General features: G+C 70.7%; 9 protein-coding genes and 2 pseudogenes. 9 read left to right on the forward strand and 2 right to left on the reverse strand.

Annotated elements, in window-relative coordinates; translation table 11 throughout:
* The first annotated feature begins 203 nt into the window (after positions 1-203).
* The 6 genes and pseudogenes from IF01_RS51715 (at position 204) to IF01_RS0140270 (ending at position 4760) form a co-directional block, all read left to right on the forward strand.
* Complete coding sequence (locus IF01_RS51715; RefSeq protein WP_375341028.1) at positions 204-425, forward strand: STAS domain-containing protein; 222 nt, start codon at positions 204-206, stop codon at positions 423-425.
* Between the two features lie 52 nt (positions 426-477).
* Positions 478-882: a DUF2267 domain-containing protein gene (locus IF01_RS0140245; RefSeq protein WP_030398597.1), complete on the forward strand. Its 405-nt coding sequence runs from the start codon at positions 478-480 to the stop codon at positions 880-882.
* 59 nt (positions 883-941) lie between these two features.
* On the forward strand, positions 942-1340 hold the full coding sequence (locus IF01_RS0140250) for a DUF2267 domain-containing protein (protein ID WP_030398598.1): 399 nt from the start codon (positions 942-944) through the stop codon (positions 1338-1340).
* 1309 nt (positions 1341-2649) lie between these two features.
* A pseudogene (locus IF01_RS50735) lies at positions 2650-2752 on the forward strand (MerR family transcriptional regulator); the annotation flags it as partial.
* A gap of 364 nt (positions 2753-3116) precedes the next feature.
* Positions 3117-4328 carry an AAA family ATPase gene (locus tag IF01_RS0140265; protein WP_157855497.1) on the forward strand — a complete coding sequence of 404 codons (1212 nt, stop codon included), beginning with the start codon at positions 3117-3119 and terminating at the stop codon, positions 4326-4328.
* 63 nt (positions 4329-4391) lie between these two features.
* Entirely contained in the window at positions 4392-4760 is a 369-nt protein-coding gene (locus IF01_RS0140270; RefSeq protein WP_030398602.1) for a hypothetical protein, read from the forward strand.
* A gap of 76 nt (positions 4761-4836) precedes the next feature.
* Here IF01_RS0140270 and IF01_RS0140275 read toward each other — a convergent pair whose 3' ends face one another.
* Together IF01_RS0140275 and IF01_RS50740 are read right to left on the reverse strand one after the other, a co-directional pair.
* Entirely contained in the window at positions 4837-6174 is a 1338-nt protein-coding gene (locus IF01_RS0140275) for an AlbA family DNA-binding domain-containing protein (RefSeq protein ID WP_030398603.1), read from the reverse strand.
* Positions 6175-6246: 72 nt separating this feature from the next.
* Positions 6247-7005, reverse strand: a complete 759-nt coding sequence (locus tag IF01_RS50740) for a hypothetical protein (RefSeq protein ID WP_244215791.1) — start codon at positions 7003-7005, stop codon at positions 6247-6249.
* On the opposite strand from IF01_RS50740, the pseudogene IF01_RS51720 reads away from it, so the two are divergent.
* The 3 genes and pseudogenes from IF01_RS51720 to IF01_RS0140290 all read left to right on the forward strand — a co-directional run.
* A pseudogene (locus IF01_RS51720) lies at positions 6943-7374 on the forward strand (replication-relaxation family protein); the annotation flags it as partial. The gene IF01_RS50740 and the pseudogene IF01_RS51720 overlap by 63 nt on opposite strands.
* A 298-nt stretch (positions 7375-7672) precedes the next feature.
* Complete coding sequence (locus tag IF01_RS50745) at positions 7673-8350, forward strand: hypothetical protein (protein ID WP_030398604.1); 678 nt, start codon at positions 7673-7675, stop codon at positions 8348-8350.
* 392 nt (positions 8351-8742) lie between these two features.
* Positions 8743-8931 carry a hypothetical protein gene (locus tag IF01_RS0140290; protein WP_030398605.1) on the forward strand — a complete coding sequence of 63 codons (189 nt, stop codon included), beginning with the start codon at positions 8743-8745 and terminating at the stop codon, positions 8929-8931.
* The last annotated feature ends 1423 nt before the right edge of the window (positions 8932-10354 follow it).

Consider the following 10354-nt stretch of genomic DNA (forward strand, 5'->3'; position numbering starts at 1 on the left):
CCACAGCGGCGACCGCAGGCAGATCCGGGCCTGACCCCCGGACCGTTCCGTGCCGCTCCCGATCCCCCCGAGGAGCGGCACGGAACACCCCGAACCGCCCGCCGCCCGCCAGCGGGGACGGGACAACGCCATGAACGCCCGGAGCAACCAACCCTTCGTGGTGCGGGCCGGCGGCGAGACCGACCTCGATACCGCCCCCCGCGCTGCGCGGTGCACCGACCGCCGCGTTCGAGTCGCACCGGGAGGTGGTGCTCGACCTGTCGGAGGTGACGTTCGTCGACTGCGCGGGCCCGGGAGCCCCGGTCCGGGCCCGCAACCAGGCCGACCGGTGCGGTGGCCGTCCGGTCCTGCGAGGGGCCGGCCGCCGCGTGGTGCGGCTACTGAAGCTCACAGGCCTCCACCGGCGCCCGGCCGTCGAGCCCTGACCGGGCGCCGGCCGCGTTCGCACCGGCCCGTTGGGACGGAGGGAGACACATCATGACTCTTCGATGGGAGGCGTTCCTGGAGGAGGTCCGGGAACGCGGTGAGTACGACACGCCCGGGGAGGCCGAGCGGGCGGCGCGCGTCGTCCTGGCCCTGCTCGGCGCCCACCTGGTCGGCAACGTGCGCGCCGAACTGGCCGCCCGCCTGCCCGAGACCCTCGCCCTGATCCTGCTCAACCCGCTGCAGGCCGCCGAGCCCCTCGGCCCCGAGCGGTTCGCACGCGCGACCGCGGCCTGGATCGAGGGCGCCACCGAGACCACCGCGCTGTGGGACATCGGCGCCGTCCTCAGCACCGTGGCCGACGCCGCCGGCGACGACCTCACCGGGCGTGTCCTGCTCCAACTGCCGCCCGGCTACGACCTCCTGTTCGGCCGGCCCCGGCCCGGCCACCGCCCCTGAACCCGTCCGCGCCGCCCGCCGCACCCGCCCGGCCGGCCCCGCCCCGGAAGGCCACCGCCATGACCCGGTACCGCCTCCTTCTCCAGCAGGTCCGCACCCTCGGCCGCTACACCACCGACGAGGAGGCCGAACGCGTCCTGCACGCCGTCCTGGCCGTCCTCGGCTCCCAGCTCACCGGCGAGGAACGCTGCGACCTCGCCGCCGCCCTGCCCGAGCGCGCCCGCACCGTCTTCGCCACCCAGATCCCGCTGCCCCGACCCGTCGCCGCCCCGGCCTTCGTCGAAGCCGTCGCCCGCGCCCTGAACACCAGCCTCACCGCCGCCCGCTGGGACGCCTCCTCCGTCCTCGCCGCCCTCGCCGACCTCGCCGGCGACCCCCTCACCGACCGCCTCCTCGCCGACCTGCCCCGCGGCTACGCGCTCCTGTTCGGCCGCGCCGACCTCACCGTCGCGGCCTGACCCGGGACCGCCACCGCCGCGGCCGGCCACCCGGGTCCGTCCGGCACACACGTGGCGTGCCGCGACATCCACGTCGGCCGGGGAAAACCCAGCCGTCCCGGGAAGCGAACCGGCACCGCGCCGGACCCCGCCCACCGGGCGGGCAGCCTCCTCCTCGCCCCGGCCGGCCAGGCCGAGCATGCTGCGCACCGGCCGGGGCGCCGGGAGCGGCATCGGCCGGAACGCCGGGCCGGGCAGGTTCGTCGGCGTGTTTCCCGGAAAGGCCGCCTCTGCCCGCGCCCGCCGGGCGGCAGGGCAGTGTCGAGGGCGCCGCCCAGGGTGGCCAGGACGGTGGAGGTGGCCGGCTCTTGCGAAGCGGGCAGGCGGCCGGCCGGCAGTGCGGTCGCCGCCGTTGCAAATGGCCCGGTGACCGCCTCGATCGGGTCCGACTGTCCGTGGGGGCCGTCTCCGGAGCCTCGGGCGCCGGGTGTTCCACTGCCGCCTTGCGGCGCGACGCCACCCGTCGAAGCGGAGCGCGGCGGCGGCCCGGGGGGTTGCCGCCGCCGCGCGGCGAGAAGACTACCTCTCCTCCCGACTCCGCAAAATCTGTGCGCGCCGGAGTAGACATTGGTCGCGGGCGGGTCTAACGTTTCTCTCGTAGACAGCAGTCGGCGATACCGGCCAGACACGAACTGGCCGGGGTGGTCGGACAGAGTTCGCGATTGGGTCCGGCAGTGGAGTTCCGAAGCCAGGCAGGTGCACGACGGCGACGGGACTGACCGCCGGACCGGGCGGCCCGCAGGTATCAGGGGCCGCCACCAGCGGTATCCCGCAGTACGCGGTTCAGTGAGTGCAGTACCAGCAGCACAGGACAGGCATGACCACGGTGAAGGCGCCCAGGCTGCGGGCGCGCGCACCGGGAAGTCCGGGCAGTGGGGTTCCGAGCCGACGCAGGTGCACGACGGGCGACGGGGCCGGCTGCCGGAACAGGTGGGCCACCACCGCCACCGAAGCGAAGTCGCAGTTCAGCAGGCGCAGTACCAGCAGTACGAAACTGACAGTGCAGTCCAGAGGATGAATGGAGGGCGCAAGCGCCATCAGGATCGCCCGGCCCGTGAACACTCGCCCGGGCGGACACCGCAGACCCCAACGCAAGGACGGTGGTTTCCGGTCACGCATACGCGATCCCCGCACACCCCCGCCCCCGGGGCAGTGCGGAACCCAAGGACCGGCCCAGGCCGGTAGGTGGTGTTGTTCCCCTTCGGGGCCCCGGAGCCGACACGGCGCCGGGGCCCCTCGACGTGTTCTCCCCGAGAACCAGAGAGGTGCAGTGACTACAACGGCCAGCCCCGACGCATCCGACAAACTCGACGACGACGACTACCCCGCCTACACCATGGGCCGCGCCGCCGAGATGACCGGCACCACTGTGAGTGGGTGGGGTGGTGTCAGTGGGTTGGGCGGCAGCGATCCAGCCAAGGATGAAGGGCTCGTTGAGCTGTGCCTTTCATGGCTAGGACAGCGGGTCTTGGCTGTTATGAGGTGACCAAGCCGCTGCCATGACCTGCACGCTGACGCCTATCACGTGGGGTGGGTGGCTGACATGGGGTTGTTCATTCCTGTGCGCGCAGCCACACCGGGGGAGTGGGCTTGGTGGGTATGAGCTCCGATCTCCTGCCTGCAGCCTCCGCCCCCGCCACGATGCCTTCTCCGGTGTCCTCCTCGGGTAGGGAGCCGTTGGTGTCTCGTTCGGGTGAGCGTGCGCTGACCCGCCAGGTCGTGGTGAGGCGTCTGCTCGTGCTGGACGAGGTCGGGCAGTTGTCGTCGGTGCATGTGCGGATCGCGGCCGAGACGGCCGGGGTGTCGGTACGGACGGTGTGGCGCTGGCTGGCCGAGGCCCGGGAAACGGGCCGGGGGGAGATGGCTCCGCGCCGCAAGGGGTTTACGGTCTCGGACGAACTGTGGGACCGGCTATCCGAGCTGGGCGGCAACGTCGCCGCGCTGCACCGGGAACTGACCGCACAGGCGGGGAACGGCCCAAGGCCGGTGCCGTCGTTGGGTACGCTGCACCGGGCGGTGCGCCGGGAACAGCGGGCCGGTCGTGTTCTGCAGGGCGTGCGGCCTGGGCGTGGCCGGGTGGACCCGGCGGTGTACGACCGCGCGCTCGCGGAGCTGGCGCTGCCAGGCACGGTCGATGAGGCCGGCCAGGCCCCGCCCGCCACCGAACCCGTGCAGGCGGTTGTGCCCGATGGTTCCGCGGGGGCCGTGCCGCTGGGAGTGCGGTTGTACGTTCCCGGCGCCCACGTCGTCGCGACGAGCCAGCTGGGCGAGGTGACGGAAGCACTCGCACACACGGTCGCCGCGCGGGGGATCGCCTGCGTCTACGGGGATGCGGGGCAGGGCAAGACGGTCGCGATCCATCAGGCTCTGGCTCTGCTGCCGCGCCGTGTGCCGGCTCGCCAGGCGCAGGTGGCGGTGAAGCCGGCTCTGCCGCAGCTGCGTGCCGCGCTGCTGACCGCGTTCGGCCTGCCGGCGACCGCGCTGACGAACCGCACGGATGCGGGCGACCGCGCGCTCATCGACGCCTTCAGCTCCCCGGGGGTGGTGCTGATCGACGACGTGCAGCGCATCGCCGCCCCGGAGCTGGACTACCTGCGTCTGCTGGCCGACGCACCGACCACCCGGACCTCGCTGGTGCTGTGCGGGGCCGGGGCCGAGCGCACGCTGGCCCGGGCCCCGGCGCTGGCTTCGCGGGTGCTGACCTGGCAGCACGTCCCGCGCCTGGAGGCCTCCCAGGTTCCCGCCGTGCTGCGTCTGTTCCATCCGCTGTGGCACACCGCGGCCGACGCCGACCTCCTGTACGCGGACGAGACCTGCGCGCGGGGGAACTTCCGGACCTGGGCGAAGATCACCTCTCATGCCTACGCGGCGCTGGACCAGCGCCCGGGTACCGGGGCCGATGGCGCGCTGTTGTCCAGGGCGTGCTCCCGGCTCGGCCCCAACCCATGACCCCCGCCACCCTGGTCGCCACCGCGCTGCCGTGCCGACCGCCACGCTGTGGAAAGGACACCGGTGAACACCCCCGCCCCTGACGCCACTACCACCGTCGCGGCGCCTGCGCCGACCGGGGCCGAGCCCGTCCTGGACCCGGTGTCGTTGAAGGCCTTGCGTGTTCCCGCGGTGCGCCGTCTGCTCGCTCTGCGTGCCGAGGGCCGACTCACCCGCGGGCACGTCCACACTACGGCGCAGTGCCTGGCGGTCTCCGACCGGACGGTGTGGCGGTGGCTGGCCGACGCCACGACCGCACCCGCCAGCGCGGACGATCCCGGGGCGCGCCGCATCGATCGGTTCGAGATCACTCCTGAGGTCCGGGTGCTGCTGGCCTACTGGCGCGGCAACGCCTCCGCGGTCCACCGGCACGCCGAGACCGTCACCGGCTGACCCGCACCGCACGCCGCAGCCGTCCCGGGCCACCCAGGCTGGGTTGGCCGGTGGCTGGCGCTTCGTCCTCGAGAGGTCAGACCCGATCCTCGGTCACCGTGATCCCGGCATTCTCCGCTGCTGTCTTGACGTCCTGTCGGATGTAGGACCCCCAGTAGGGGAAACGGATGGTGCCCTCGGCGGTGACCTGGAGGGCTTCCGGCTGTCCGAAGTGCTGGACGAGCCCGTTGGCCAGCACGGCCGTTGCTTTGATCAGCGCCTCGCCGTCTTCGGCCAGGTCGTCGATGGCGACGACTGCGGTCGAGTGCGGCGGCTGATCGACTTGCTGGTCGCCGATCTGCCCCGGGAAGTGGCCACGGTTGTGGTTGAGCGTCGCGGGCAGGTCAGGAGTGATTGGGCGGATCGTCGCCCGAACGGTTGCGTTGCCGCCCGCAGCGGCTCGGTCACGGGCGTGGCGGCCGAGAAGCCGAAGGCCGCCCCAGATCGCGTTGACCAACGTCTCGTCGTCGATGTGGCTGACCTGTGCGGCACCCTCACCAGCTGACGTGGCCTTGCGGTTGTCGACGATGCCGGCAAAAGACCCAGCGCCGTTCTCGTAGAGCTCGCACGCCAGGTACTTGGCCTTGGAGCTCTCGTAGCTGCCGACGGCGACGAGGCGTCCGGTGCCGACTGACACGCGTTGCCAGGAGATTCCGCGCGCTACTCCGTAGGGATCCTTGCCGATGGTCGCTTCCCTGAAGTCCCGGAGCGCCTCGGTGTTCAGGGTGAATCCTCCTGGAATATCCGGAACGAGTGTGACGATGACGAAGGTCTCGTTGTCTGTGTTGAGCCGGGCGGTCAGATCACGCTCGTAGCGCGCGGCGTCCTCAAGTCTGCTCTGCATGCCGGCGTAGCGGTCGCGGTAGGCCGCGGCGACCTCGGGCTCGGACAGGTACGTAGTGGTTGTGCCGTTGCGCCGGGGGAAGCGCAGCCCGTTGTTCACCAGGACGGCGTGGGGGGCTCCTGGGCTGCGTGGAACGGCAATTAGCAGGAACCCATGGTCTTCCTGCCCGTCGGCGTGGACGGGGAGAACGTCGAAGGTGGGCAGAGGTGAGACGAGATTCGCGACGATTTGGCGGATCCGGCCGATCTCGTTATCGCTGAGGGCTACGCCCGGGGCAGCAGTGGCCCGGGCCTGGTCGTCCTCCTCAACCCCGAGGACGATGAGGCCGCCAGCGGTGTTTGCCATTGCGGCTACGTCCCCGGCGAGGCTTCGGCGGTCCTCATCCTTGTTGCCGTACAGCCCTCGTTTGAAGTCGAGGTCATAGTGTTCGGTGACCTGAGCGTCGACAAGGGCTGCGACCTGGGCATGGGAGACCTCGTCGAGACGCGAGGCGAACAGGCGCTCCAGGCGCCGTGAGCGAAGAGCAACCATCCTGGAATTGTGACACTGATCACGCTGGTGGTGTCAGTGGATTTCCTCAATACGTCATTGGGCCTACGGCGCTTAAACGTCAAGGGCGTCTCGGGCGTTCTCGGTGAACGTGCGAAGAAGACTGCCGAGCTCATCCAGTGCTTTCTGGGCGCGTCCGGCTTCGAACTCTCCCGGACGGCCGATGCGTCTAGCGGCTGTGACGTAGAAGCCGATGTCCTCGGTGGCGCGCCCGATGCTCTCCATGACGTCTCGAGCCGAAGCCGCCACATCAGCAGGCCCTTCCACGGCCACCACTGAGGATGCGGCGCGTACCGCCGGGAACTTCTCACTGACGCGTTCCAGAGCCTGTGAAGCGTCGTCGAGGCTGTGAGTTTCCTCCATGAGTGCCATGAGGCCATCAGCAGCGTCTCTATGGGCCGTAACAGCAGCAATGAATGTGCTGTATGCTTCTCGCCGTCCCTGCCGACGCCAATGCTGGTGCTGGGTGCGACCTTGAGCTTGCCCTGCCAGCCATGTGGAGCCCAGGACCCCTCCTGCGCCCAACACGCCACCGATACCTGCACCCCACAGAGCAGCGACTCCAGCGTCCATATGCACCATTGTGCGCAGTTGGTTACTGGAAGCTGTGGAGGTGGCGCGAGTGGCGGTTGCACCGCGTATCGGCGCGGCGCCGCCAACCCCAACGGCTCGACCAACGCGCTGCGCGCCGACGTCCTCGGCGCGCTCGGCGTCCTCAAGGTCGCCACCGCCGACCAGCTCCAGCGCCTGCTGCGCCCCGGGGCGGCGTCGAACAAGGCGATCCGGCAGGCGCTCGGCGATCTCGCGCTGCACGGCTTGGTCGCCTCCGACGGCAATACCCGGGACCGGCACAAGACCTGGCGGCTGGAGGGAACGGTCGGACTGGAGGCGGCCGGGCAGGTGCTCGGCCTGCCCCGTGCCGACATGGGCTCCACGGCCCGGGGCGCCGGACGCTCCGGGGCCCGGCACGCGATGGCGGTGAGCGAGACTGTGCTGGCGTTCGTCCGGGGCGGCAGCGCGCCGGGGGCCGCGGGCGGGGTCGGCCCGGTGGCCGATTGGGCGACCGAGGTGGAGTTCCTGCTGCCGGGCGGGCGGCGGAAGGTGCGTCCGGACGCGGTGTGGCAGGCCCTGGAGATCGGGGTGCCGGTGCTGATGGTCGAGGTCGACCGCTCGACCATGGCGCCGGAGCGGGTCGCGGCGAAGTTCACCGTCTACCGCGAGCTGTTCCGCACCAAGGTGAAGAGCACCGATCCCGCGCTGGCCGATCCGGCCCTGGCCGACCGAACGGTGTACTGGTGGCGCCGTACCTGGCCCGGCCCCCACACCTGGCCCGGGTACCCGCCCGTCGCCCTGGTCGTCACCGGCGCCGGACCCGTCGCCCTGGCAGGCCGTCAGGAGGCCGTGGCGGACCTGTCGGCCGAGTGCTGGCGCGGCACCGGGTGGACCGTGACCCAGGATGACAACGAGGGCGACGGCTGGCGTGAGTTCGACGACGCCGTACCCGTCCTTACCCGTCCTCGCGACCACGCTGGAGCTGCTGGCCGCCCTCGGCCCCCGCGGCCCCGTCTGGTGGCGCTACGGCCGCCCCGGCCGGCACTGTCTGCTCGACGCGCTGGAGAACCCGGACAACCGCGCCGCCTACAACCAGCGCCAGAAGGCCCGGGAGCAGAAAGCCCGCCAGGAGCACCGAGAGTGGATGCGCACCCTCGCCTGCGCCGACTGCGGCAACGTCCCGAAGAAGGAGAGCATCTGGCACTACGGCCCCGACGGCAACCGCGTGGAGTGGGCCCGCCAACCCGGCGGCCGCTGCTGGCCCTGCCACCAGGAACACACCGAGCGCCTGGAGCGGGAGGCCCAGGAGCAGCTGGAGGCGGCCCGGGCGGCGAACTCCGCGCTGCGCCCGTGCTGGACCTGCCGGGGCTCGATCGCCGGGAAGGAGGGCTCGAAGCTGGAGCTGAGCGAGAAGGCCGGCCCGGATCGGCTTGAGTGCCCGCAGTGCGAACAGGACCGAGCCGTCGAGGACTTGGGCCCGCTGGTGCTGCCCGCCCCGACCAAGCGCGAGCAGGTGGCCGCGCTGGTCTCCACCCCGGATGACTCGTGGTGGGAAGACCGGCTACTGCACGCCAAGCTCTATCCGGCGAAGGGCCACCGGGTGTGACCTGTTAGTTGTGATGGGCGTGAAATGGCCTCTCTTGCGGGGTTATCTGGACCTCTGGATGGACCTGGTTACGGTGGCGAGTGGGGCCGTGTGACGCTTGCCGATGGTTACTCTTCGTACTGAAGGGGGATGGCAGGGGGCATGGGTGACTCGTGAGGGGTTATCGCTTTTCTGGGAGCGTTGTTTTCATTCCTTGGCGAGGTTCGGAGGAATGTGATTGATCAGGGGCGATATTTCTTTTCTCAGATTTTCGGGGGAGGGGTCGGGAGGCGTGTTCGAGTTTCCGGTGCCGGTCGCTGGCGGTGCGGTCGCCGTCCGGAAGAATGCTGGCCATGATCCGCCCGGGTTGAAACAGTTCGAGGGGCTCGTTCGACTGGTCGAGCTTCGCTGGTGTGGAGTCGCAGGTCCGGGGCGTGGTCGTCCGGCAGTTCGGCGGGCATCGGGTGGGCCGCGTGCTGCACCAGTTCTGGCCTGGCGAGCAGCGGTTCGCCGCCGTGCAGTACCACGTGCACGGCGGCTGGCCCAGTGTGCCCTGGCGCGCTCCTGCGGTCCGCCTGGGCCACCTCGTGCGGCGCTCATGAGCTGACGGGGTGTGGGCGGCCGCACCAGCTGGTGTCGGCATGCTCGTAGACGTAGCAGTGGTCGCAGGCGGAATCACATCGACTGTGCATCATGAGCATGGTGGCCGCCGCTGGTCCCAGGGCTGGCTCAGTGGATGCTGGGCCAGTGGGTGTTGAGCCAGCTGGCGAGGAGGGTGAGGGGGAGTCCGCCGGCGGTGTAGGCAGCGCCGAGGGCCGCTCGCCTGGCGAGGGCTCTTGCGACGGCCCAACGGTGGCCTGGGCTGGTGTGGCGAGGACTTCCGGATGCGGGCTCCACGATGGGTCTCCTTGGTGTGAAGGGGGATCTTGCCCGCATCTAATTCTAACGCGTGCGGACGCCCGGAGCCGCTGGTGATGACCCGTCAAATCGTTTGCGGTGCCGGCGTGCTGGTGCTCTTCCTGCCACTCTAGGACTTTTGGTGTTTGGTTTGGTGTTGCTGCTCCGTGAATTGCTCCGTTGACGCCGGGCGGGATTTCCTGCGCGGTCTGGAGAGGCGGCCGCCGTGTCGGCGTGGAGCGCCGTAGGCCCCTTTCCGGCGTTCCTGGGTTCGATTCCTCGCCGCTGCGCCCTGCAAGGTGTTCTGATTGCCGCCTGAGAGAGTGGAAAGAAATTCGCATTCTCGCCTGGAGTGCGGCCGGATAGAGCTGTTATGGACGGTTGACGCGAGGTTGCCAGTTTACGTCCCGCGCCCGTCCGAGGGTCGGTAGGACAGGGCTGTGCGGAAGTCGGGGAATCGCCGCCGGATTCGTTTCGGATTCCGGTCGGGAGTCTGCGGTTGAGGGCTCGCCAGGGAACGTCGCACGGGGCGTCCGTGAGGGCCCGCCACCCGGGGTCGGGGAGGCCGGGCCGGAGCCGGTGCCCGGAGGTTGCTCCCGAGGGCCGCAGGCCCCGCCCCAGGGGTACTGGATGGGCCGCCAGCCCAGCAACCAGGCGGCTGACCGGCCACCGGCCGGGACCGGGGGAGGCCCCCCGGGGGTGGGGTTGTGACTGATACCGGAAGTCCGCGACACATCGTCAACGCCGAGGGCCGCAGGCCCCGGCCGGCACCCCGCCCGCCCGGAGGGATGGGCTACTACCCGAATTCCGCGTCACATCGTCAACGCTCGCCCCCGGGCGCAGCCCGGAAAAGCCCTGCCAGCCAATCGGCCCGTAGGGCCGTGAAAACATAGGCCCCAACAAGACCGGAAAGCAGAACGATTGACGGGCCGTAGGCCCGGGAGAAAGCCACCGGAAAGGCGGAGCGCAGCGACGCCCAACCCCCACCCACAACAACCCGCACATACCCACGAATTCGCCACCGGCGAATTCCCTCAACCTCGCACCCACCTGCCGAGGCGCAGCCGAGGCCACAGCACGCATGGTGACGGCGTAGCCGGCACCCCCGCACCTGGCGGTGCGTCAGCA

Origin of the sequence: Kitasatospora purpeofusca (genome assembly GCF_000718025.1) — a bacterium.
Taxonomy (GTDB): Bacteria; Actinomycetota; Actinomycetes; order Streptomycetales; family Streptomycetaceae; genus Kitasatospora; species Kitasatospora purpeofusca.

Coding starts and splice junctions, on each gene's coding strand:
- IF01_RS0140250 (WP_030398598.1), top strand. CDS start 942: ATGACCCGGTACCGCCTCCTTCTCCAGCAGGTCCGCACCCTCGGCCGC.
- IF01_RS0140275 (WP_030398603.1), bottom strand. CDS start 6,174: ATGGTTGCTCTTCGCTCACGGCGCCTGGAGCGCCTGTTCGCCTCGCGT.
- IF01_RS0140245 (WP_030398597.1), top strand. CDS start 478: ATGACTCTTCGATGGGAGGCGTTCCTGGAGGAGGTCCGGGAACGCGGT.